The following is a 25,486-nucleotide window of genomic DNA, read 5'->3' on the forward strand; positions in this document are numbered from 1 at the left end:
ACCGCTAAACGGGAGGAATATTATTCCCACTCAATCGTAGCTGGCGGCTTACCGCTGATGTCATACACCACGCGGGAAATACCGTTAACTTCGTTGATAATGCGGTTAGAGACACGGCCTAAGAAGTCATACGGCAGGTGCGCCCAGTGCGCGGTCATAAAGTCGATGGTTTCAACAGCACGCAGGGAAACAACCCAGTCGTACTTACGGCCATCGCCCATGACGCCAACGGAACGTACTGGCAGGAACACGGTGAACGCCTGGCTCACTTTGTTGTACAGGTCAGCGTTGTGCAGTTCCTCAATGAAGATAGCATCCGCACGGCGCAGCAGGTCGCAGTACTCTTTCTTCACTTCGCCCAGCACGCGTACGCCCAGACCCGGCCCCGGGAATGGGTGACGGTACAGCATGTCGTACGGCAGCCCCAGTTCCAGACCAATCTTACGCACTTCGTCTTTGAACAGCTCACGCAGCGGTTCAACCAGACCCATCTTCATCTCTTTCGGCAAACCGCCCACGTTGTGGTGAGATTTGATGACGTGCGCTTTACCGGTGGCAGAAGCCGCGGATTCGATCACGTCCGGATAGATGGTTCCCTGCGCCAGCCACTTAACGTCTTCCAGCTTCAGCGCTTCTTCGTCGAAGACTTCCACGAACACGCGGCCAATGATTTTACGTTTAGCTTCCGGATCGTTCTCGCCTTTCAGCGCGTCCAGGAAACGCTTTTCACCTTCAACATGAATGATGTTCAGGCCGAAATGGTCGCCGAACATATCCATCACCTGCTGAGCTTCGTTGAGACGCAGCAGACCGTTGTCGACGAACACACAGGTCAGGTTTTTGCCAATTGCACGGTGCAGCAGCATCGCGGTGACGGAGGAGTCAACGCCGCCGGAGAGGCCGAGGATCACTTTATCAGTGCCAACCTGCTCACGAATGCGGGCAACGGCGTCATCGATAATTTTTGCCGGGGTCCACAGCGCTTCACACTGGCAGATGTCGCGCACAAAACGCTCCAGCATGCGCATCCCCTGACGGGTATGGGTAACTTCCGGGTGAAACTGCACACCGTAGAAACGTTTTTCCTCGTGCGCCATGATGGCGAATGGGCAGTTGTCGGTGCTGGCAACGGTCACGAAACCTTCCGGAATAGCGGTCACTTTGTCGCCGTGGCTCATCCACACGTCCAGCAGTGGTTTGCCGTCTGCGGTCAGAGAGTCTTCAATACCGCGGATCAGCGCGCTGTCGGTCTGAACTTCAACCTGCGCATAGCCGAATTCACGTTCGTTAGAACCTTCAACATGACCACCGAGCTGCATTGCCATAGTCTGCATGCCGTAGCACACGCCGAACACAGGCACGCCCGCAGTGAAAACGTATTCCGGCGCACGCGGGCTGTTTTCTTCAGTGGTGCTTTCCGGACCACCGGAAAGAATGATACCGCTTGGGTTGAATTCGCGAATTTGTGCTTCCGTAACATCCCACGCCCACAGTTCACAATAGACGCCCAGTTCACGTACGCGACGAGCAACCAGCTGAGTGTACTGAGATCCGAAATCAAGGATGAGAATGCGATGTTTATGAATATTGTCTGTCATTGACGCTAATTCCGAGGCAAGTGAAACAAATTCGCCCGGCATATAGCCGGGCGCGGAAACTTATCAGGAGCCCATGCGGTAGTTAGGGGACTCTTTGGTGATGGTCACATCGTGGACGTGACTTTCCTGAATACCCGCACCGCTGATACGTACAAACTCTGCTTTTGTTCGCAGCGCGTCGATAGTACCACAGCCGGTCAGACCCATACAGGAGCGCAGGCCACCCATCTGCTGGTGAATGATCTCTTTCAGGCGACCTTTATACGCAACGCGACCTTCGATACCTTCCGGGACCAGTTTGTCAGCGGCGTTATCGCTTTGGAAATAACGGTCGGAAGAACCTTTGGACATCGCGCCCAAAGAGCCCATACCACGGTATGATTTGTAAGAACGGCCCTGATACAGTTCGATTTCGCCCGGAGATTCTTCAGTCCCCGCCAGCATAGAGCCAACCATCACTGCAGAAGCACCCGCAGCGATCGCTTTTGCGATGTCGCCGGAAAAACGAATACCGCCATCGGCAATAACCGGGATACCAGTGCCTTCCAGCGCTTCAACAGCGTCAGAAACGGCGGTGATCTGCGGTACACCGACGCCGGTAACGATACGGGTAGTACAGATGGAGCCTGGGCCGATACCGACTTTAACAGCGCTGCAGCCGGCTTCCGCCAGCGCGCGAGCGCCTGCACCAGTCGCAACGTTCCCCCCGATGATCTGCAGATCCGGGTATTTAGCACGAGTTTCACGGATACGCTGCAGTACGCCTTCTGAGTGACCGTGAGAGGAGTCAATCAGCAGAACATCAACGCCAGCGGCAACCAGCGCGTCAACACGCTCTTCGTTACCCGCACCTGCGCCTACAGCAGCCCCAACGCGCAGACGACCATGCTCGTCTTTACAAGCGTTAGGTTTACGTTCCGCTTTCTGGAAATCTTTAACGGTGATCATGCCGAGCAGATGGAAGCTGTCGTCAACAACCAGCGCTTTCTCGACGCGTTTTTCGTGCATTTTGGCAAAGACAACATCGCGTGCTTCGCCTTCACGAACGGTCACCAGACGCTCTTTCGGCGTCATGTAGACGCTAACCGGCTGATTCAGATCAGTCACAAACCGTACGTCACGACCGGTGATGATGCCGACCAGTTCGTTATCTTCAGTCACTACCGGGTAGCCTGCGAAACCGTTACGCTCGGTCAGTTCTTTTACTTCGCGCAGAGTGGTGGTTGGCAGTACGGTTTGTGGGTCGGTCACGACGCCAGATTCATGTTTCTTCACGCGACGAACTTCTTCCGCCTGGCGCTCAATAGACATGTTTTTGTGGATAAAACCGATGCCGCCTTCCTGAGCCAGGGCAATTGCCAGGCGCGCTTCCGTCACGGTGTCCATTGCTGCGGAGAGCATAGGAATGTTCAGGCGAATGGTTTTCGTCAACTGGGTGCTGAGATCAGCAGTATTCGGCAGAACAGTAGAATGAGCGGGAACGAGGAGGACGTCGTCAAACGTCAGGGCTTCTTTTGCGATACGTAGCATGGGCAATATCTCACCTGGGAGGTTATTAAATATTGCCGCGGCATTATACAGAGCGTAACCGATTGCATCCACACTTTTTTGCAAAAAAACCTTGCGCTCCTCTGTGAGCATGTTACTTTCGACTGAATAACTTGCTGATTTAGAATTTGATCCCGCTCACATGTTATCCTCTCAGACCACCTCAATTTTTACCGTAAGCCGCCTGAATCAGACGGTTCGTTTGCTGCTTGAGCAGGAAATGGGACAAGTGTGGATCAGCGGTGAAATTTCGAATTTCACGCAGCCGTCCTCCGGTCACTGGTATTTCACGCTCAAAGATGACACCGCTCAGGTACGCTGCGCGATGTTTCGCAACAGCAATCGCCGGGTAACGTTCCGACCACAGCACGGTCAGCAGGTACTGGTACGCGCCAACATTACATTGTACGAGCCGCGCGGCGACTATCAGATAATTGTTGAGAGCATGCAGCCAGCGGGCGAAGGTTTGCTGCAGCAAAAATATGAGCAACTCAAGGCCAAACTGCAGGGTGAAGGGCTATTCGATCAGCAGTTCAAAAAAACGCTGCCCTCACCGGCCCACTGCGTCGGGGTAATCACCTCTAAAACCGGCGCCGCGCTGCACGATATTCTCCACGTCCTGAAGCGTCGCGACCCTTCCCTGCCCGTTATTATCTACCCGACCGCAGTCCAGGGCGATGATGCGCCAGGGCAGATCGTTCGGGCCATTGAACTGGCGAACGCGCGGGGCGAGTGCGATGTGCTGATCGTCGGGCGCGGCGGCGGCTCGCTGGAAGATTTGTGGAGCTTTAACGACGAACGTGTTGCACGGGCGATCTTTGCCAGCCGCATTCCAGTTGTCAGCGCCGTCGGCCATGAAACCGATGTCACTATTGCCGATTTTATTGCAGATTTACGGGCACCTACGCCGTCGGCGGCAGCTGAAATTGTCAGCCGTAATCAGCTTGAACTGCTGCGTCAAATACAGCATGGTCAGCAGCGTCTGGAGATGGCGATGGACTACTACCTCGCCAATCGTACTCGTCGGTTTACCCAGCTTCATCACCGCTTGCAACAGCAGCATCCGCAACTGCGTCTGGCCCGTCAACAGACCGTGCTGGAACGACTGCGTCAGAGAATGAACTTCGCACTTGAGAATAAGATTAAACAGGCAAATCAGCGTCAGCAGCGCATGCTGCAGCGTCTGAATCAGCAAAACCCGCAGCCGCGTATTTACCGTGCGCAAACACGTATTCAGCAACTGGAATACCGACTGGCGGAAAATATCCGTGCGCGTTTAAGCGAACAGCGCGAGCGTTTTGGCAACGCGGTTACCCATCTTGAGGCAGTCAGCCCACTGGCCACGCTGGCCCGCGGTTATAGCGTGACGACCGCAAAAGAGGGTGAAGTGCTGAAACAGACTAAACAGGTTACAGCAGGTGATGTGCTCACCACCCGCCTGTCTGACGGATGGGTGGAAAGCGAAGTGAGAGCTGTCACGAAGACAAAGAAAACACGCAGGAAAAAACAGGATTAAAGCGGCACAAACGCCACGCGTTTCTTCGAGATAAGGCCATGACCGTTCTGGCAGAAATAATCCACCGCGCCACAGGCTTTAAGCACCTGCAGCGGCTGATTGCACTCCGGGCAGTGCGCTTCTAACTGAATATCTTTATTACAGTTATCACAGTGCGCCATACCGTTTTGCGGCTCCAGCTCTGCATGACAATCCGGGCAAATAATAGACATAGCGACTCCAGTACAGGGATCCATTACTGCGCTGAGTTTAACACGATGCGTTTAATGCCGCCCGCGTAACTGCTGCTGTAACGTTAACAGGCGCTCCACTTCCTCCAGCCTGCGCTGCGTCGTGCGGCTCACTTCCTGTGGGCTGCGTTCAAACAGACTTTGCGCGCCCAGAATATGCTCCGCCAGACAATGGGCATATACGCTACCAGGCAGACTCCAGCGTTGTACAACATCACCGTCAATCAATTCGAGCACATCCTCGACACCACGGCGATCATGGCTAATGACACGACCATCGCGCAGACAAAGGCGCAAGCCTTTTTGTCCGCCAGCCGGCCCCGCGTATTTATTCAGCCAGATGTCCAGCGGAATGCCGCTAATCTGTCCCTGCAGATGCGCATCTCCTTCTGCTGTGGTCAGGTCGCCCTCTACAATATTTCGTCCCAGACGGTCTTTAGCGCTCTTCACCTGCAAGGTCATACTGTCATTACCGCCCAGGTAACGCACTGTTTCACGCAGCATTGCCAGTACATGTGTGCCAATGTCCAGAATCACACCGTCCGGATGACGAAGCTCACGGGTATCCGGCTCACCGGTGGCAAAGTTAAGCGCAATGGGTTCTCCAACAGCGTTAAACCCGCTCGGTTCCTGCAAAAAACCGTCGATTTTAACAATGTGTGAAAAATGAGAGACAAGTGCCTGTTGCGGATTATCGCCCTGCCACTGCGCTCCGAGTTTGCCCAACGCCAGCTGCATTGCGCCATTGCGTGCCATCCAATGGTCGAGTGCCAGCACGCGGTTGGCAGCATCCGGTTGAGCCAGCAGCGTTGTCAGTTTTTCAATTTGGGAAAGCGTGGCGACAATAGGCTTTTCGACCACGATACGAGCGATGGGAGCCGCCAGCGCCTGTTCAAGCACATCGAGGTGATACAGGGATGCGGTGGTAATAAAAATGGTATCAAGCGGCATTGCAAGAAGTTCAGCGAGCGACGCACAGCGCATCACGTCTGCGGGCTGCTTTGCGGGTTGAACATCAAATCCCACACAGCGTAGTGCATCACCGAACATATTACGTAATGCGGGCAAGTATGCCGTTTCAACGACTGCACCAAGCCCAACAAATCCTAACAGCATGCTCTTACCTCGTTAATTGAATAGCCGGGACATAACGTCTGCCCCGGCACAATCGAGGTGTTATCAGGCGCTAGTTGCCGGTTTAGTTTGCGTATTCTCCAGCATGCGACGAATCGGAACAATGAGGATGATCAGTACCGCAGCACAGATCAGTAGCGCAATCGAGCAGCGTGCGAAGAGATCCGGCAGCATATCCAGTTGGTCAGCCTTCACATGACCGCCAATCAAACCTGCGGCCAGGTTGCCCAGCGCACTGGCACAGAACCACAGGCCCATCATCTGCCCGCGCATTCTTTCCGGAGCCAGCAGCGTCATTGTCGCCAGACCGATCGGACTCAGGCACAGCTCGCCAAGCGTCAGCATCAGGATACTGCCCACCAGCCAGAATGGAGAAACGCCTGCCCCGCCGTTACTGAGAACGTTTTGCGCCGCCAGCATCATCAGACCAAAGCCTGCCGCCGCAAAGAGGATACCGATAACAAACTTGGTGATGCTACTCGGGCGAATATTCATGCTTGCCAGCTTCGGCCATGCCCAACTGAATACCGGTGCCAGCAGGATAATAAACAGCGCGTTTATCGACTGGAACCAGACCGCCGGGATTTCAAAATCACCAATCATACGGTTAGTGTAGTCGTTGGCGAACAGGTTAAACGAGGTTGGCTTCTGCTCAAACGCGGACCAGAAGAATGCAGCGGAAACCAGCAGGATAAAGCAGACCAGCAGTCTGGCGCGCTCTTTACGGTTCAGACCGGCAAAGATGAACAGGTAGATAAAGTAGAGCGCAACGGAGGCTGCAATCACGTACACCAGCATGCTGGCAACCGCGACCGGATTAATTACAATCACGCCCTGCGCTATCAGCGTAACGATAACCGCCGCACCGACGGCCAGCGCCAGCAGCCACGCGCCCACACCGTTACGTTTCACTACCGGGCTATTCCAGGTGGAGTCGAGCCCCACTTCGCTGTCATAGCGTTTCATTGATGGAACGGCAAATACACGGAAAATGATCAACGCCACCAACATCCCGATACCACCGATGCCAAAGCCCCAGTGCCAGCCGTGGGTTTTAATCAGCCAGCCGGAAATCAGCGGCGCGATAAACGACCCCATGTTGATGCCCATGTAGAACAGCGAGAAACCGCCGTCGCGACGCGCATCGCCTTTTTTGTACAGCGTGCCAACCATGACCGAAATACAGGTCTTAAACAGACCGGAGCCGAGCACGATAAACATCAGACCAATAAAGAACAGGTTGTTCCCCATAATGGCGGAGAGCGCAATTGACAGATGGCCGAGGGCAATCAGGATGGAACCGTACCACACCGCTTTCTGTTGGCCGAGCCAGTTATCCGCCAGCCAGCCACCCGGCAGCGCAGCGAGGTACATCGTACCGGCAAAGATACCCACAATCGCCGAGGCATTTTCACGTGCCAGCCCCATGCCGCCGTCATAAACGGTAGCAGCCATAAACAGGATCAGTAACGGGCGAATGCCATAAAACGAGAAGCGCTCCCACATCTCTGTGAAGAACAGCGAGCCGAGTGGATAAGGATGGCCGAAGAAAGTTCGGCTTTCTTTTTGATTAACAGAGGATTGCATAATTCTCCCGAAAGTTATGTCGTCGTGTGTGTAAACACCGCGATGTACGCCAGCCAGTTACGTATCTGACCGATTTTTTACATGCGGCGAAAATTTATTTAACCATTTGATAACCTAAGGCTAGTTTTGTCTAGTACCAGCCCCCGGACTTTAAGACGAAAACTCGACAAATGTCTACTTTCTTAGATTTAAACTTGGTAAAAAATGAATAGTGATTGACATCGCACGGGCTGAGGCTGGCGATGGAACTTCGAAAAAAAACCCGCGACAAGCACGGGTTTTTATCAGCATCAGCAACGGTTACTTGCTTTTTTTGATGTGTTTTATCAAACGCTTACGTTTACGCATCTGCGTCGGCGTCAGCGTATTACGCTTGTTCGCAAACGGGTTTTCCCCTTCTTTGAACTGAATGCGGATCGGCGTCCCCATCACATCCAAAGACTTACGGAAATAGTTCATCAGATAGCGCTTGTAGGAATCCGGCAGGTCTTTGACCTGGTTGCCGTGAATCACCACGATTGGTGGGTTATAACCACCGGCGTGGGCATATTTCAGCTTCACACGACGACCACGCACCAGCGGCGGCTGATGATCTTCTGCCGCCATAGTCATAATACGCGTCAGCATCGCGGTGCTGACGCGACGGGTGGAGCTGTCATACGCTTCGCGGACCGATTCAAACAGATTACCCACGCCGCTGCCGTGCAGCGCAGAGATGAAGTGTACACGCGCAAAATCAATAAAGCCCAGACGGAAGTCCAAAGTCTCTTTGACCTGCTCTTTCACTTCCTGCGTCAGGCCATCCCACTTGTTGACCACAATAACAAGTGAACGCCCACTATTGAGGATAAAGCCCAGCAGCGACAGGTCCTGATCGGAAATACCTTCGCGCGCGTCAATCACCAGCATCACCACGTTGGCATCTTCAATCGCCTGCAGCGTTTTGATAACTGAGAATTTTTCTACTGCTTCGGTAATTTTGCCGCGCTTACGCACGCCCGCGGTATCAATGAGCACATATTCGCGCTCATCGCGTTGCATCGGGATATAAATACTGTCACGCGTGGTCCCCGGCATGTCGTAAACCACTACGCGGTCTTCGCCGAGAATACGGTTAGTAAGCGTGGACTTACCTACGTTCGGGCGACCAACAATCGCCAGTTTGATCGGCAGATCCTGCGGATTGAAGTCATCTTCAGGCTCTTCTTCGCCGTTCTCTTCGGCTTCCAGTTGCGCCCAATATTCTGCATCTTCATCCACCTCTTCCTGAGGAGCAACGTCATCCATCCACGGCAGCAGAACATGCTCCAGCAGGCTGAGAACGCCACGACCATGGGATGCCGCGATCGGATAAATTTCACCCAGACCCAGCGAGTAGAAATCGACGACCGCCTGATCAGGATCGAGTCCGTCAGTTTTGTTGGCTACCAGGAACGTCGGTTTCTGGCGCGAACGCAGATGTTTCGCAATGGCTTCATCCGCAGGCATCAGGCCAGCACGTGCATCTACCATGAACAGCACAACGTCCGCTTCTTCGATCGCCAACAGCGACTGTTCCGCCATGCGGGTTTCTACACCGTCTTCGGTGCCATCAATACCGCCGGTATCAATACAGATAAACTCGCGGCCTTCAATTTCCGCACGACCGTACTTACGGTCACGAGTCAGACCCGGGAAATCCGCAACCAGCGCATCTCGGGTGCGAGTTAGACGGTTAAATAACGTGGATTTGCCAACGTTAGGGCGCCCGACAAGCGCGACCACAGGTACCATGTTTAAAGCCTCATTTAATAAATCATCAGACAACGGGCACATTTTTTGCGCCGTTGTTAAAAACAGTAAAACGGCCCCTGCACCAGGAGCCGTTTTTCAAAGCGAGCGGCCGGGACGATTAACGCGTAATAGAGTACAGCGTACCGTCTTTCGCCTGGATCAGCAGTTTACCATCAGCAGAGACCGGCTCGGTCAGGAAACCAGAGCTGTCAACTTTCTGCTGGGCGACAAAGCGGCCATCGTCAACGTTAATCCAGTGCAGGTAGCCTTCGCTATCACCCACGACCAGATTGCCGTTATACAATACCGGGGACGTCAGCAGACGGTGCAGCAGATCGCTTTGCGTCCACAGCGTCACACCGCCGTCGGTGGTCAGCGCCAGTACACGGTCGTTCTGGTCAACCAGGTAGATACGGTTACCGTCGACGATGAAATCATTCACTGAGCCCAGTTCACGTTTCCACATGATCTGACCGCTGCGCAGATCCAGCGCCGTCAGGTTACCATTATAAGCCAGCGCGTAGACAACGCCATTGACGATAACCGGCGTGGTATCAACGTCGCTCAGACGATCGATTTCCGTTGGACCTGTCGCCTGAGAAATACGCTGCTGCCAAATCATCTGGCCCTGCTGCATCAGCACGGCGCTTACGCGGCCGTTATCACCGCCAACGATAGCTGCGCCAAAGGCGGTCGCTGGGGCAGATTCGCCGCGCAGAGACAGAGAAGGCATGTCGAGGTTAACGGTCCATTTGATAGCGCCGTCAGCTTCGTTCAAGGCCTGCAACTGACCGTTACTGGTGTGGATTAATACCACGCCATCGCTCACAACAGGACGAGACAGCGCTTCACCGGCAACTTTCGTCTGCCATGCGGTGGTACCATCGCTGGTGTTCAGCGCATAAACCTGCGCTTTTTCGCTGCCAATGTAAACATGGCCACCGGACACGGTTACACCGCCAGAAAGCTGTGCAGATGCGCGGGAGAACCAGCCGTCTTTCTCACCCAGATTAACAGACCAGACTTCTTTGCCGTCGTCCGCATTTAACGCCTTAACGACGCCGGCGCGATCGGCTGCATAGACAACGTTATCCGCCAGCGCAGGATGAAGATTGGAATAGAAATCACCAATACCGTTACCTACAGAGGTGCTCCAGTCCGTAGACGGAGTAAACTGGTTTTCAACCACCGGTAATGGGGACATCTTAACGACATCTTCTTCGCCACTAAACAGTGAACAGCCGCTCAATAGGGTAACGGAAAGCAGCCCTGGCAGAAGTAATTTACGCAATTGCATCGGGTCCCTCTCAGATGGACAAATTATTGATTTTCATCTGCATCATTTCGCTCAGAGCAGGAGAGGCATCGCTTTTCACGCCCGCTTCCCATGCGCTACGCGCACCTTGTTTATCGCCTTTGCTCAGCAATGCTTCACCGCGCAGGTCGGCAACAATGGCCGTCCACCCTTCACCTTTAATGGTGTCGAGTGTTTTCAGCGCGGTATCAGCCTGTTTAAGCTGAACCTGAACACGAGCCAGACGCAGATTAATCACCGCTTTGAGATTCTCATCGCTGGTCGCTGCTAAGCCTTGTTGCAGCTGGCTTGCGGCTTTCTCAAGTTCATTTTGGTCAACAAACTGCTGCGCCAGTTCCAGTGAAGCTAACGCGCCGTAGGTATTTTTGTTTTCTGCGGCAAATTTCTCTGCAGCAGGAAGGCTATCCGGTTTACCCGCGCTAACCGCAGTCACCGTATTTTGATATGCCAGAGAAGCAGAGCGTGCGGACTCCGTCTGATGGCTGGTCCAGTAACGCCAGCCAACCAGCGCGCCAACCCCTAAAATGACCCCAACAGCCAGCGCTTTGCCGTTTTCAGCAAAGAAGCGTTTTACTGCATCAATCTGGTCGTTTTCGTTCTCGTAAATTTCCACGCTGTCCTTCTCCTTAGCCCAGTAGAGTGCGCAAATGCGCGGCAACGCTATCCTGCGCTACTGCCGTTTGCTCACCAGAGCGCAAATCCTTCACTACAACAGTACCGTCAGCCACTTCGGACTCGCCCAGTACCAGTGCAACGCGGGCGCCCCACTTGTCGGCGCGGGCGAACTGTTTCTTAAAGTTGCCGCCACCGTGGTTTGTCATCAGTTTCACACCAGGAACTTCATCGCGCAGACGTTCTGCAAGCCGCATTGCCGCCGACTGCGTATCCGCCCCCGAAGCGACCAGGTATATATCGACAACAGGATCTGCGTTAAATTCCGGATTAACTGCCTGAACTAACAAAACAAGTCGTTCCAGACCCATGGCAAAACCCACGGCCGGCGTTGCGCGACCGCCAAGTTGCTCTACCAGACCGTCGTAACGCCCACCGGCACACACGGTACCCTGAGAGCCCAGGCTGCTGGTGACCCACTCAAATACGGTGCGGTTGTAATAATCAAGACCACGAACCAGACGCTGATTGACGGTGTAGGCAATACCTGCGGATTCCAGCAGTTTGCACAGGCCCGCAAAGTGCTCGCGAGAGTCGTCATCAAGATAGTCGCCCAGCGCAGGTGCGTCGTTGAGCAGCGCCTGTACTTCCGGGTTTTTGGAGTCGAGAACGCGCAGCGGGTTAGTGTACATACGGCGCTTGCAGTCTTCGTCCAGTTTCTCTTTGTGCTGTTCCAGGTAGGCGACCAGCGCATCACGGTAGTTAGCGCGGGCTTCAAGCGAACCAATTGAGTTCAGCTCAAGGCTGACATGCTGAGAAATACCCAGCGCGCGCCACCAGCGAGCGGTCAGCATAATCAGTTCAGCATCGATGTCCGGACCTTGCAGGCCAAACACTTCGACACCCAGCTGATGGAATTGACGATAGCGCCCTTTTTGCGGACGTTCGTGGCGGAACATCGGCCCGATATACCACAGACGCTGTTCCTGATTGTACAGGAGACCATGTTCGATGCCGGCGCGTACGCAGCCCGCAGTCCCTTCAGGACGCAACGTCAGGCTGTCGCCATTACGGTCCTCAAAGGTATACATCTCTTTTTCAACCACGTCGGTGACTTCACCGATCGCGCGTTTGAATAACGGGGTCTGCTCTACAATCGGCAAGCGGATTTCACTGTAACCGTAGCTGCCGAGCACGTTTTTGAGAGTGCCTTCAATGCGCTGCCAGATGGCGGTTTCGCCAGGCAGATAATCGTTCATGCCGCGAATGGCTTGAATGTTTTTTGCCACGTTTATTCTCTTTATGAATATAAAAATGAACCCTCAGCGCTAACCCGAACAATGCGGGCGCCATGCGGGTTCAATCATACACGGGAAGCACGCCGCTTCCCATCACGTTGTTATTTTTCAAGCTGCTGCACGTCAATACGACGCGCTTCGTCCAGGATACTCGCTTTGGCGCGAATGCGGGCTTCAAGCTGCGTAATCATATCGTCGTTATCGAGTCGATCCTTACGCACGCCGTCTTCATACAGACCGCTTTTCTTGTTACCGCCCGTCACGCCCAGCGTAGAAACCAGCGCTTCGCCAGGACCGTTCACCACGCAGCCGATAATCGAAACATCCATTGGCGTAATGATATCTTCCAGACGTTGTTCCAGCGCGTTCACCGTACCGATAACGTCGAACTCCTGACGCGAGCAGGTTGGGCAGGCGATAAAGTTGATCCCGCGCGCACGAATGCGCAGCGATTTCAGGATATCGAAGCCAACCTTGATCTCTTCCACCGGATCCGCTGCCAGAGAGACACGCAGCGTATCGCCGATCCCTTCGGACAACAGCAATCCTAAACCGATCGCTGATTTTACCGCCCCACTGCGTGCACCACCGGCTTCGGTGATCCCCAAATGCAGCGGTTGATCGATCTGTTTCGCCAGCAGGCGATAGGATTCTACGGCGAGGAAAACGTCAGACGCTTTAACGCTGACTTTGAATTGATCGAAGTTCAGACGATCGAGGTGATCCACATGGCGCATAGCGGATTCCAGCAGCGCCTGCGGCGTCGGTTCACCGTATTTTTCCTGCAGATCTTTTTCCAGCGATCCGGCGTTGACGCCGATACGGATAGGAATATTTTTATCACGAGCGCAGTCCACTACCATGCGTATACGCTCTTCATTACCGATATTGCCTGGGTTGATACGCAGGCAATCGACGCCGTATTCCGCCACCTTCAGCGCGATACGATAGTCGAAGTGAATATCGGCAACCAGCGGGACATTAACCTGCTGTTTGATAAGCTTGAACGCTTCTGCGGCATCCATTGTCGGTACAGAGACACGAACAATATCTGCGCCGACGCGTTCCAGCGCTTTGATCTGATTAACCGTCGCTTCCACATCTGTGGTACGCGTATTGGTCATAGACTGTACGGCGATGGGCGCGCCATCGCCGATCGGCACGTTCCCAACGTAAATGCGTGTCGATTTTCTACGTTGAATTGGAGCCTGGTTATGCATTAAAAAATCTCCCGCATTGCCGTCTGTTACTGAGCCGGTGATTGTTCGGCATTAACGGTCAGACGCGCAACCTGGTTAGTTCTGATAAAACGACTCAGATCGACAGGTTTACCCTGGAACTGAATTTGCACTGCCGCCGGAGCGCCAATTTTCAGTTTGTACGGCGCCTGACCCGTCAGATTCAGATTGCCGTCCTTACGCTGCATACCACTGAACAGTTTTTTTCCGGTCGCATCGGTCACTTCCAGCCAGCAATCGGCGGTAAAGTTCATTACCAGTGCGTTAGAATCGGCTGCTGGGGTAGTGACACCCGCCTGGTCAGTTGGCAGCGGCGCCGCGGTAGCTGGCGCTGCAGTTGCGGTATCGACGTTAGCCTGAGAAGGTGCCACAACGGCATTCTGCTGCGCATCAGCGGCAGGTGCCGGGGTTGCAGCAACATCTGGCGTAGGCGCTGCGTCCGCCACCGCGCCATCGTCTGGAGCCGGGGTAGTATCCTGGCCCGCTGCGGCGCTGGTATCTAACGGTACGTTCTGCGCACCATCTTTACCGGCATTCAGCTCAGCGGAGGATTGATCGGCCATGGTGGTGATCTCTTCCTGCTGCGCTTTATGGTTCTGCCACCACCAGGCTCCCGTCAGTCCGACAACGACAAACAGCACCAGCCAGGTAAAGGTCATTAACCAGCCGTCGCGTTTTTTACGACGCTTACCGAGCGAGAAGCTCTGCATCGGTGCGACTTTGGCTGGGCGAATCGGAGCCTGTTTTTCCAGCCCTGGCAACAGTTCTTCTTCAGGAATATGCACCAGACGCGCATAAGAACGGATATACCCGCGCAGGAATGTTGAAGCGAGATCGGCTGGCGCCTTATCTTCTTCAATATCACGTACCGTGGAGACCTTCAGGCAAAGTCGCTCCGCGACTGCCTGCTGGCTGAATCCGAGTTGTTCACGGGCATTGCGCAGACGAACGCCGGTGGATAGTGCTTCATTTTTGTCGTGCGTGGCTTCAGTATTCATTCGCTACAGCTGCGTAAATTTGGGTTCTGATGCCGGCGAGCCACAATGCTCACCCACACCGCGAAACATCTGGTCAGTTAACCTTCGTCAGACAGTATAAAACGGTCAGACTATCAAAGACAAAACAACGTAAACCTGAGGGCTAAAGGCTTGTTGCGCCGTTACATACTGCCTTAAAGTCGACAAAAACGCACCGTTATTATTGACCTCACGAAAACAACAAAGAACCTCATTTGGCTTACGTTGCACTACGGTACATGAATTATACCGTAGTGCACTCAACATCAAACGGTCTTGATATCGATAGCGTCGCCCTGCATACGCTTACGCAGAGTACGCTTGGTACGGTCGATAACGTCACCCGCCAGCTGACCGCAGGCTGCATCGATGTCATCGCCACGTGTTTTACGCACGATGGTAGTGAAACCATAGCTCATCAACACTTTGGAGAAACGATCGATACGGCTGTTAGAGCTACGGCCATACGGCGCGCCAGGGAACGGGTTCCACGGGATCAGGTTAATCTTACACGGCGTATCTTTCAGCAGCTCTGCCAACTGATGCGCGTGTTCAGTACCATCATTGATGTGATCTAACATCACATACTCAATGGTCACACGACCCTGGTTAGCGTTGGATTTCTCCAGATAACGACGAACCGCGCCAAGGAATGTTTCGATATTGTACTTTTTGTTGATAGGTACAATTTCGTCACGAATTTCATCGTTCGGCGCATGCAGAGAAATCGCCAGCGCGACATCAATCATATCGCCCAGCTTATCCAGCGCAGGGACAACGCCTGAGGTGGAGAGCGTGACGCGACGCTTGGACAGCCCAAAACCGAAGTCATCCAGCATGATTTCCATCGCTGGCACCACGTTGGTCAGGTTGAGCAGCGGCTCGCCCATCCCCATCATCACCACGTTGGTGATAGGACGCACGCCCGTTGCTTTCACCGCGCCGACGATTTTCGCCGCACGCCAGACCTGACCAATGATTTCCGACACCCGCAGGTTACGGTTAAAGCCCTGTTGCGCCGTAGAGCAGAATTTACACTCTAATGCACAACCGACCTGTGAAGAAACACACAGGGTCGCGCGATCGTCTTCCGGGATATACACGGTTTCTACGCGCTGATCGCCAACCGCGATGGCCCATTTGATCGTACCGTCAGAGGAACGCTGCTCTTCCACCACTTCCGGGGCGCGAATTTCAGCCACTTCTTTCAGCTTGTTACGCAGCACCTTATTGATGTCAGTCATGTCATCAAAGTTGTCGCTGCAATAGTGGTACATCCACTTCATGACCTGATCGGCACGAAACGGTTTTTCACCCATATCTTTGAAGAATTCGCGCATTTGCTGACGGTTCAGATCCAGCAGGTTGATTTTTCCATTTTTATTTGGAACCGCAGGAATGACGACTTCAGAGGTGTTAACTAATTCAGACATAATTTTTTCCGGCCTCGTTGTTACACGTTGTGGCCCGTGGAGGGTTAAAAAGAAACGCCCCGGCAAGCGTTCTGCTCTTCCGGGGCGTTGCATTGTACAAAGTCTGGCGCAGGGATGCCACGTTTGCACGAAGCATTAGCGAAAATAATATGTAAATCGCTAATTCCTCTCCAAAGGATTTCGCATCGCAGGAAAGCGGCACGTTCGAGCCTCCCTGAAAGCATAGAAAACTATGCGATGTGAAAAACGCAGGAGATTAGCGCGTGCGCGGGCAAACCTCGCCTTCACCGAAGAAATAGGCGATTTCACGCGCGGCAGATTCAACGGAGTCGGAACCGTGAGTACCGTTCTCGGTGAAGCTATCAGCGTAGTCTGCACGCAGAGTACCCGCCAGCGCATTCACCGGGTTGGTTGCACCCAGCAGATCACGGTGACGCTGTACGGCATTTTCGCTTTCCAGAACAGAAACAACGATCGGACCGGAGGTCATGAATTCAACCAGACCGTCAAAGAACGGCTTACCATCATGCTCAGCATAGAAGCCACGCGCCTGCTCAACGGTCAGGTGCAGCATTTTAGTACCGACAATTTTGAACCCTGCTGCTTCAAAGCGCGCAAAGATGCTCCCAATAACGTTTTTTGCCACCGCGTTTGGTTTGATGATGGAAAAAGTACGTTCAATAGCCATGATTACCTCTGAAAAAGATGTTTTGTTGTTGTTTACCTGGCGCGGATTATAAAGAGCATCCCGGCAATTGACTATTGACGAAGATAACATTTCTTTAAAATAAGATGAATTTTAGCAACAAAAATCACCTGGTGGTCTACTGCAACGAAAATCTCACCGTCGCCACCTGTCCGGCGTCATCCATTACCAGCAGTTGATAATCCCCTTTGGTCGCCAGCCGTAGCGTAAGACGGCGTCCGCGTTCATCCAGCCGTTCACCGTTAAGAAACCACCAGCGATCGCCAGTCCCACCGCTGGTTTGTACCGGCAATGAGGCCAGCGCAGAACCGGGTAAACGCTTCACGATCGCGCCATCACGAACCCCTGTCAACTGCAACGGCAGCGAAGCATCCTGCCCCAGCGGCGGACACGTGGCAGAAACCGGCGGTAATCTCGCCCCACGGCGCTCTGACTCCGGCAGCCATGGCTCCAGCGGTAAAGGCCAGACGATTAACGTTTGTTCGCGCGCCTGCGGGCAATCCGCCGCCACACGTTTGCCTTCATCATCCAGCCAGACGGGGAAACGAATGCCACTCACACCCTCCTGTTCGGGCAATAATAACGTGGGCGGCTGGCTGCCGTCCAGCAGCCAGGTTGCCAGACGGCGTCGACAGTTGCTGTCTCCGGGCGCAAGTGACTGCCCGCCCGGCCAGCACACTACGCCGCGGCTAACGGATTCAGGGCGCGGATCCTCCGGCTGATTTGTCCCGCGAGAGAGCAAAAGATTGTTGACCTGATTGAGCAGCGGCACGGCGCTGGCAAAACCAAACTGGCCCACCACCGGCGTACCGTCGGGTCTGCCGGTCCAGATCCCCATCACATAACGGGCGTTAACGCCAATCGCCCACGCATCGCGATAGCCATAACTGGTACCCGTTTTCCACGCCAGCGGAACCACTCTGCTCAGCGCGTTATCCGGCAGCGGTTGCGCTTCGTCAGCCATAATGCGGCGAATAATCCACGCCGCGCCTACCGACATCAACGGACGCTCCAGCAGTGGATCGTCTGGCTGCAGGCGCAGTTTTCCCGCTTTTCCCTGACGGGCAAAGGCACTGTACGCCGCCGCCATGTCTTCCAGTCTGGCCCCTGCCCCGCCCAAAATCAGCGACAGATTCGGTGCGGCACCTGCGGGCAGATACAGCGGTAAGCCAACGTTACGTAACGATGCGGCAAAACGCTTCGGGCCATAGGCTTCAAGTACCTGCACGGCGGGTAAATTTAGCGAGCGCACCAGCGCTTCGCTCATACTCACCGGGCCATGAAAACCACTGTCAAAATTCCCTGGTCGATAATCTCCGGTTCGACGCGGCACATCCTGCAACAATGAAGCAGGATGAATTAATCCGTCATCCAGCGCCAGACCATAGATAAACGGCTTCAGCACCGAGCCCGGCGAGCGGATCGCATTCACCATATCCACATGGCCAAAGCGGGAGTCGTCATTCATATCTACCGACCCCACCCAGCCACGCACGCTCATATCAGTGTGATCGACCACAATCATCGCCAGCGAACTGCGCGCAGGTAAGCGGCCCTTCCAGTTTTGCGCCAGCTCTTCCAGTTGGCGCTGCAATCCGGCGTCAAGGGTGGTCACGATTTTATCGCTCCGGCTTTTTCCCAGCATCATGCGCGAGAATAACGGCGCTAACTGCGGCATTTGTCTGGGCGCCAGCCAGACCGGTTCTTCGCGTGACTCCTGCACCTGTCTGGCAGGCCAAACGCCCTGCGTCGCCATGCGCTCAAGCACTTTATTGCGCGCCGCTTCAGCGCGGTCCGGCCAGCGGTCCGGGCGCAGACGGCTCGGTGCCTGCGGCAACACGGCCAGCAGCGCGGCATCGGAATAACTCAACTGTGCGGGTGATTTACCAAGGTAGGCCCAGCTCGCAGCACCCACGCCCTGCAGCGTGCCGCCAAACGGCGCACGGTTAAGATATAGCGTCAGGATGTCGCGCTTAGAAAGATGCCATTCCAGCTGCAATGCGCGCCAGAGCTGGCGGAACTTGCCGCCGAAAGTTCGCGGGTGGGGATCGAGCAATCGTGCGACCTGCATGGTGAGCGTACTGCCGCCTGAAACGACGCGACCTGAGGAGAGGTCCTGCCATGCCGCGCGCAGCACTGAAAACGGATTGACGCCGGGATGTTTCCAGAACCAGCGGTCTTCGTAGTTGATTAACGCCTCAAGGTAACGGGGGGACACCTCATCAATAGTCACCGGATAACGCCAGATGCCGTCCGCGTCGGCGAAGCGCCATAGCGGCGTACCATCGTAAGCCACCACGACACGTGCCGGATCGACTTCGTGAAGCGGCAGCGGCCAGATTTTATCTGCCGCCCAAACCACCGCTACCAGCAATAGCGCAACGGCTGCCAGCCAGAGCCAGCAGCCGCGTTTCCCCAACCCGCGCATCATTTACGGTCTGACAATCAAAAGCCCCTCTGTCGCACCGGTCGCGCGCCACTGCGGAACATACATTGACTCCACTTGCGGCACAGGAACCTGATAGGTCCCCGGCGTTACCGCCCGCGCCAGATAGACCAGCGTCACCGGCTGCCCTTCGTTGACCGCTACCGCGGCGACAAAGCGATCGTCACGGAACTCAACGTGCTGGATATCCGCCTGCTGCATCTGATTGAGCAAATTCGCTACCTCGCTGCCGCTGTCCTGCAGGCTGGCGCTGCCGTTGGCCAGATTCTGGTTTTCCAGCTCCAGGCCGGCTGGCAGTAAGTCAACCACCAACGCATCCGGTACGTTCTGGCTGGCTTTCACCTCCAGCCAGACCAGTACCAGCTCGCCGCTGCGCAGAGAATCCAGCGCTTTGCTGTTCCCGTCGAGTCCCAGGATCTGACGCTCAATGTGCAGGACGTTGCTGGCAGGCGTCGGCGAGGTTTGCGGGTAACCACTCACATCCAGACGCAGCCACAGCGGCAGATTACCGGTATTGGTGACGTTCAGCGTAGACAGCGCGTCAGCATCCAGATTACGCGTTTGTGATTTCTCCCCGGCTAACGCCTGTTCAGAGAGTGACGTTTGCGCCTGCCACGAGCCAGGCAAGTCCTGTAACGTACGCGCGGCAAGGAACAGCGCATTGTTTTCCTGAGTAGAGAGCCAGCGCTGCCCAAAGGCCTGTTCTGACAAAGTGTTCAGCAGCGTATTCTGCACGTCAGGTTTAAGCTTGTTCTCTTCCAACAATGCCAGCATCAGCGCGTTGTCACGTAGCTGACTGCCGTAATCCGCCATCCACTGCTGCGCATCACGGCGTGGCGTATTCAGCGCCAGCGTCAACGCTTGTTCACTGCGGTTGGCGTCGCCCATGTTTTTCAGCGCTATCCCCAGTTGCAACAGCGGTAAACCGGAAGCCGCCTGTGCACGACGCTCCCAGATCTCACGCAGCGCGCCGAGCGGGGCTTTCTGCTGACGAGCCAGCACCAGCGCGGCGTAGGCCTGTACGGCAAACCGGCTTGCTGATGCGTCGTCGGTATAGCGAATCGACATCATGCCCGGATCCTGCAAATAGCGCAGCAGCCGCTCGTTACCCCGGTTAATCACCTCTGCCGGAACGCTATAGCCTTGTTCATTCGCACGAACGAGGAAATCCATCACATACGCGCTCAGCCAGTACTCTTCCGACCCGTTCTTATCCCACAGCGCAAAACCGCCGTTATCACGCTGCATTTGCAGTAAACGAGAGATGCCAATCTCTACTGCCGCACGGCGTTTTTCATCGCTGTCGCCCGCGATACCTAACGCCTTCAACTGCGCGGCATTGGTGTATAAGGATGGGAACAACCCGCTCGCCGTTTGCTCGAGGCAACCGTAAGGGTAAGCTTTCAGTTCACGGATATAGCGCGCCAGATTCAGCGGTGGCTTACCGCTGAACAGCAGTTGTCCCTGCATCGTCACAGGAGAGAAATTCGTCAGTTCTTCGCCCGGAAGCTGCCAGGTTGCGCCCGGCTGAAGTGCGACGCCGTAATTAACAGTTTGCGCCGGGAACGCCGGTCGCACGCCAATTTTCCACTGTTTATGCTGAACAGGCAGCGTTTCACCCGGTAGATTCAGACCGCTAATTTGCGCCTGAATTTCGCCATCGCCAAAGCCCTCCCGCGCACGCACCGGAATAAACAGCGTAGTCCGTACGCCTGGAGCCAGATTCACCGGGGCGGGATCTTGCCCCATCAGCTCCAGTAAACCGCTGGCCGCGAGATTAATAATCAGCGTTTGCGGTTTGTCAGTCAGGTTGGTCACGTCCAGCGTCAGGCGCGAGGTATCCCCCCCCGCCAGAAAGCGCGGCATGTTCAGTTCAGTAATTACCGGCGCGGCGACAATCACTTTGCTTTCGCTACTGCCAAAGTCATCCGCCGTCCAGGCTTGCGCCATTACCCGCAGCTCGCCGTTGAAATCACCAATTGGTAACGTCACCGTACCTTCGCCCTGCTCGTTAAGCGTCACCGGCAGCGCCTGTTGCGCCACAATATTGACGTGATTAACCGGTGGCTTGCCGCCGCGTTTTAACTCATCGCCATCACCACCAAAGCGCAGCGCCGTCAGACGTCCTTGCCCTTCGATCACCTGGCCGTAAATATCATAAATATCCGCGCCATAGCGTTTTTGCCCGAAAAACGCCTGCCACGGATCCGGCGTGGCGTAATCGGTAATGTTCAACACCCCGCTGTCAACGGCTGAGACCAGCACGTTAACCTGTTTTGGCACGTCGCCATTTTTAACGCTGGCTTTAATCTTGACGGTCAACGGCTGATTTGGACGCATTTTCGCCGGACTTTCCAGCGCCAGCGCCAGACGACGGTTTTCATCGCCTAACGGCAAATGCAGTAAGCCGACTGCCCGCTTTGGCGTTGCCGAACGAGACTTGTCGCCAGGACGAACCACCAGCGCGCTGAGATACAAGTCATGGCGATTCCAGGTTTTATCGACCGGGATGGAGATATCAAGACCATCCGTCGGTACGTCTATCTCTTGCCACCACAGCGGGCCTTCGCTGGACTCCACCATCGCGTAACCTTTGCCTGCAGCGGGTGCGGCAATGTGTAGCTTCATGGTATCGCCGGGACGATAGCCGGGTTTATCCAGTTTCAGGGTCACGCGATCGGGACGTACTGCCCCGCTGCCGTCGCTGTTATCCTGCCAGCTATAACCAGCCCAGAAGCGCACGCTGCTCACCGCATCATTCGGAGCTTTCACTTCCAGGCGATAGGCACCCCACTCGACAGGGAAGCTGACTTTACCGGTCTCATCGGCCTTAAGATCCAGGGTCTGCTCACCCTCAACCAGATCTTTTTGATCGAACTGCGATTGCCAGCCCTCACCTTCAGACCAGTTCCAGTAATAATCACGGCGTTCACGGATCAAACGCACCTGTAAACCGGACACCGCTTTTTTCTCGCCTTTCGCATCGGCATACACAATATCAAAAGCGGCATTGCTGTTTTCATCAACGCCAGGCTGATTGACGGTGGTATCGGTGCGGTAGTCATAAACGGCTTTCGCCGCAAACTGCGGACGAATACCTGGCAGCGTATCCGCAGGCCAGATGGCTTGTTCAACCCGACGCGTCACCGGACGGCCACCCGACTCCAGCAGGCTGGCTTGCAGAATCACCTGTAACGGAGAATGCGTCTCCTGCCATTGGCTGCTGGAAGTCACTTCGCCGCGACCGTGGTCATCCAGCGTCAACTGAACCTCATCGAGGCTGCGAGAAAGATTTTCTTCGGCAATATTACCAAACTGGAACCCCGGTAATGCCTGCACCGCTTCCCGCAACGGGCGCAGGAAAAGCTGCCCTTGCAGAGCATTGCCGTTGGCGGGCGCGCCGTACAGGTAGTAGCCCACCACCGAGAACTTCACTTCATCAGTTGGAGCCACCGGCATTTTATTGGCGGTGAGATTGAGCGCCATCCGCTCAGGCATGAAATCTTCGACGTGGAAATCCCACATCCGCGACTGGTTGTCGCCAGTATTGGCACGAATATGCCACATGCCGGTTGGCGCGCTGCTGTCCAGCGGCCAGCTAAAGCGATACAGACCGTTTTCCGGCTGGCTCACTACCGAGCGTAACACCTGTCCGTCGGGCTTAACGACCTCCAGCTTCACCGGCTGGTCAGGCAGCGTTTTGCCGTCGCTATCTCGCAGTAATCCGTTGAGGATCACCGTTTCGCCAGGGCGATAGAGGTCACGGGGGCCAAACATAAAGAACTGCTTGCTGTATCCCGGCGCGCCGGCAATATCAAATTCAGCCAGATCCAACGCCGGGAGCTTCAGGTCCAGCAGCGTGGTTTGCCCGTCTTTACGGGCCAGCAATAAGGCCGCGTCTTTATCGGTTTCCAGCTTGACGTGACCCTGCGCGTCACTGGTAGCCTGCGCCAGCGCCTGCCCTTTTTCGTTGAGTAACGTGACCTCAATACCCTGCTGCGCAGCGCCGTTTTCCAGACTTTGCGTAAAGACATCCAGTTGATTGTGGTAACGGTGCGCAGAGACACCAATGTCACTGAGCGTAAACAGCGTAGCAGCATTGCTGTAGTTATAGTGTCCGGCCTGATTCATCACCGCAATGTAAACGCCTGCTTGCTGCAACGGCTTGATATCGCTCAGTGGCAGTAGCAGCTTCTCTCGGGTGTTACGCTCAGGATTGAGGTCAAAGCGTCCGGTATAAACCAGCTCCGCCATTTTCAGCAGATTGTCTGACTCCCAGTTTGACAACGAATTACGGTATTCCCACTGGCTGACAAACGCACCGAGCGATTCAGGCTTCACGCGAAAGAAGTTCACATCCACGCTATTAACGTTAAGGGCCATCACCGGTAACCCTTCAATCACTTTTCCCGGCAGCAGCGAGCCGCGACTAGCGAACCCTACGCTTGGCTGGACGTCGCGGGTGGTAATATTTTTTTCATAATCGATAGCGAACGTCGCTTTATTCAGCGCCAGCAAATCACGCTCAATGGTAACCACCAGTTCCCGATTAGGTTCGAGATGGCGTAAGCGTAGCTCTTTTAGATTTGGCGCCAGCTCCCAGGCACCATCCACTTTTCCGCTTTTTTTATCAACAACGAGCACTACGCGAGAAAAATCTTGTTCCGGATCGAGGGGAATGGAAAAGGTCAAAACAAGCGTTGCCGCGCCGTCGAGTTGGACCTCGGAGGCATCAAGCAACGTCAGCGGCTTGCCCTGGCTTTGCTGAATCAGCTTTTGTAATTGGGCCTTATCTTTTGCTGGCGCAGTCTGCGGTGCAGGCGCATCAGGCTTCGCAGCCGTCGGTGATTTTTCGTTATTATTATCGCACCCAACCAGTGCCAGCATCAGCATACAGGCCGCTACGCGTAAATGTTTCATTTTTCATCCCTGGCCATAGTGGCCCGTTAGCTACGTAGAACAACTATTATGCGTCAGATTTTCGGCTGTGGAAGCCAGTAACTGTTCTACGTTGTCCTATTTTTTCGTGATTAATGTGGATTCGCCTGACAAATCAGCCTCTTTTACTTGTCGCATTGCACTAAACATCCGACAATTTGCCAAAACCTGGTAAAAATGGAGATGCCTATGACCACCGCCTTTTTTGTCGCTGCCGACTGGCTTGCCGAACACATTGACGACCCGGAAATACAAATTCTTGATGCCCGGATGGCACCTCCAGGACAGGAAGATCGTGATGTTGGCGAGGAGTATCGTGCAGGCCATATTCCTGGCGCAGTCTTTTTTGATATTGAAGCGCTTTCCGACCATACGTCACCGCTACCGCATATGATGCCGCGACCGGAAGCCTTTGCCGTAGCGATGCGCGAATTGGGCGTTCATCAGGATAAACACCTGGTTGTCTACGATGATGGCAACCTGTTTTCCGCGCCACGCGCATGGTGGATGCTGCGGACATTTGGTGTCGAGAATGTCTCCATTCTGGCGGGCGGTCTGGCTGGCTGGCAGCGCGATGAGCTAATGCTCAAAGAAGGAAATGAGGATTTACCGGAAGGTGAATTTAACGTGGCATTTACGCCTGAAGCGGTTGTGCGCGTTACCGACGTACTGCTGGCCAGTCATGAAAAAACGGCGCAGATCGTCGATGCCCGACCGGCTGCGCGTTTTAATGCCGAAGTTGACGAGCCGCGTCCGGGCCTCAAGCGTGGCCATGTGCCTGGTGCGCTTAACGTACCGTGGACAGAGCTGGTTAGTGACGGTGAACTGAAAACTACCGACGAACTGGATGCTATTTTCTTCAGCCACGGCGTAAGCTTTGACCGTCCCATTATCGCCAGCTGCGGCTCAGGCGTTACGGCGGCGGTGGTTGTGCTGGCGCTAGCCACGCTGGGCGTTTCTAACGTCGCATTGTATGACGGCGCATGGAGCGAATGGGGCGCGCGTAACGATTTACCGGTAGAACCGGCCGCCCATAATCCCTCTGCTTAACCCTCCCCCTGCTGTTACCCCGCTCACAACGCATAACGTTACATGTAA

General features: G+C 54.8%; 17 protein-coding genes. 2 read left to right on the forward strand and 15 right to left on the reverse strand.

The window, feature by feature from the left end; genetic code table 11:
* Positions 1-20 precede the first annotated feature (20 nt).
* Both guaA and guaB read right to left on the reverse strand, forming a co-directional pair.
* Complete coding sequence (guaA, locus tag OGW44_RS05300; protein WP_016153990.1) at positions 21-1,598, reverse strand: glutamine-hydrolyzing GMP synthase; 1,578 nt, start codon at positions 1,596-1,598, stop codon at positions 21-23.
* A 63-nt stretch (positions 1,599-1,661) separates the two neighbouring features.
* Complete coding sequence (gene guaB, locus OGW44_RS05305; protein WP_019077375.1) at positions 1,662-3,128, reverse strand: IMP dehydrogenase; 1,467 nt, start codon at positions 3,126-3,128, stop codon at positions 1,662-1,664.
* Positions 3,129-3,288: 160 nt separating this feature from the next.
* Here guaB and xseA point away from each other — a divergent pair, with 160 nt between their 5' ends.
* Positions 3,289-4,662 carry an exodeoxyribonuclease VII large subunit gene (xseA, locus tag OGW44_RS05310; protein WP_016157124.1) on the forward strand — a complete coding sequence of 458 codons (1,374 nt, stop codon included), beginning with the start codon at positions 3,289-3,291 and terminating at the stop codon, positions 4,660-4,662.
* Here the strand turns inward: xseA and OGW44_RS05315 are convergent.
* The 13 genes from OGW44_RS05315 to OGW44_RS05375 all read right to left on the reverse strand — a co-directional run bounded on the left by OGW44_RS05315 (position 4,659) and on the right by OGW44_RS05375 (position 24,370).
* Entirely contained in the window at positions 4,659-4,874 is a 216-nt protein-coding gene (locus OGW44_RS05315; RefSeq protein ID WP_016157125.1) for a zinc ribbon domain-containing protein, read from the reverse strand. The two genes, xseA and OGW44_RS05315, sit on opposite strands and share 4 nt — an antisense overlap.
* Positions 4,875-4,925: 51 nt before the next feature.
* Entirely contained in the window at positions 4,926-6,008 is a 1,083-nt protein-coding gene (locus OGW44_RS05320; RefSeq protein ID WP_185654969.1) for a Gfo/Idh/MocA family oxidoreductase, read from the reverse strand.
* A 63-nt stretch (positions 6,009-6,071) separates the two neighbouring features.
* A complete protein-coding gene (locus OGW44_RS05325; protein ID WP_016157127.1) occupies positions 6,072-7,613 on the reverse strand; it encodes a peptide MFS transporter in 1,542 nt (513 codons plus the stop codon).
* A 300-nt stretch (positions 7,614-7,913) separates the two neighbouring features.
* A complete protein-coding gene (gene der / locus OGW44_RS05330) occupies positions 7,914-9,386 on the reverse strand; it encodes a ribosome biogenesis GTPase Der (RefSeq protein WP_016153996.1) in 1,473 nt (490 codons plus the stop codon).
* Positions 9,387-9,504: 118 nt separating this feature from the next.
* Positions 9,505-10,683, reverse strand: coding sequence for an outer membrane protein assembly factor BamB (gene bamB, locus OGW44_RS05335; RefSeq protein ID WP_016153997.1), 1,179 nt, complete (start codon positions 10,681-10,683; stop codon positions 9,505-9,507).
* A gap of 10 nt (positions 10,684-10,693) precedes the next feature.
* The gene (locus tag OGW44_RS05340) at positions 10,694-11,314 is read right to left on the reverse strand and encodes a YfgM family protein (RefSeq protein ID WP_016157128.1); all 621 of its coding nucleotides are present in this window, start codon (positions 11,312-11,314) and stop codon (positions 10,694-10,696) included.
* A 13-nt stretch (positions 11,315-11,327) separates the two neighbouring features.
* Positions 11,328-12,602, reverse strand: coding sequence for a histidine--tRNA ligase (hisS, locus tag OGW44_RS05345; RefSeq protein ID WP_019077380.1), 1,275 nt, complete (start codon positions 12,600-12,602; stop codon positions 11,328-11,330).
* A 110-nt stretch (positions 12,603-12,712) separates the two neighbouring features.
* Positions 12,713-13,831, reverse strand: a complete 1,119-nt coding sequence (gene ispG, locus OGW44_RS05350) for a flavodoxin-dependent (E)-4-hydroxy-3-methylbut-2-enyl-diphosphate synthase (protein WP_016154000.1) — start codon at positions 13,829-13,831, stop codon at positions 12,713-12,715.
* Between the two features lie 26 nt (positions 13,832-13,857).
* Entirely contained in the window at positions 13,858-14,847 is a 990-nt protein-coding gene (gene rodZ / locus OGW44_RS05355; protein WP_047501579.1) for a cytoskeleton protein RodZ, read from the reverse strand.
* Between the two features lie 284 nt (positions 14,848-15,131).
* Positions 15,132-16,298 carry a dual-specificity RNA methyltransferase RlmN gene (gene rlmN / locus OGW44_RS05360; RefSeq protein ID WP_016154002.1) on the reverse strand — a complete coding sequence of 389 codons (1,167 nt, stop codon included), beginning with the start codon at positions 16,296-16,298 and terminating at the stop codon, positions 15,132-15,134.
* A 256-nt stretch (positions 16,299-16,554) separates the two neighbouring features.
* A complete protein-coding gene (gene ndk / locus OGW44_RS05365; protein WP_185654968.1) occupies positions 16,555-16,986 on the reverse strand; it encodes a nucleoside-diphosphate kinase in 432 nt (143 codons plus the stop codon).
* A 136-nt stretch (positions 16,987-17,122) separates the two neighbouring features.
* Positions 17,123-19,435, reverse strand: coding sequence for a peptidoglycan glycosyltransferase PbpC (pbpC, locus tag OGW44_RS05370; protein WP_019077381.1), 2,313 nt, complete (start codon positions 19,433-19,435; stop codon positions 17,123-17,125).
* Positions 19,436-24,370, reverse strand: coding sequence for an alpha-2-macroglobulin family protein (locus OGW44_RS05375; RefSeq protein ID WP_185654967.1), 4,935 nt, complete (start codon positions 24,368-24,370; stop codon positions 19,436-19,438).
* A 207-nt stretch (positions 24,371-24,577) separates the two neighbouring features.
* On the opposite strand from OGW44_RS05375, the gene sseA reads away from it, so the two are divergent.
* The gene (gene sseA / locus OGW44_RS05380; RefSeq protein WP_185654966.1) at positions 24,578-25,438 is read left to right on the forward strand and encodes a 3-mercaptopyruvate sulfurtransferase; all 861 of its coding nucleotides are present in this window, start codon (positions 24,578-24,580) and stop codon (positions 25,436-25,438) included.
* Positions 25,439-25,486: the final 48 nt, after the last annotated feature.

The organism is Citrobacter sp. Cb023 (assembly GCF_030336805.1).
In the GTDB taxonomy this organism is placed as follows: Bacteria; Pseudomonadota; Gammaproteobacteria; order Enterobacterales; family Enterobacteriaceae; genus Citrobacter; species Citrobacter braakii.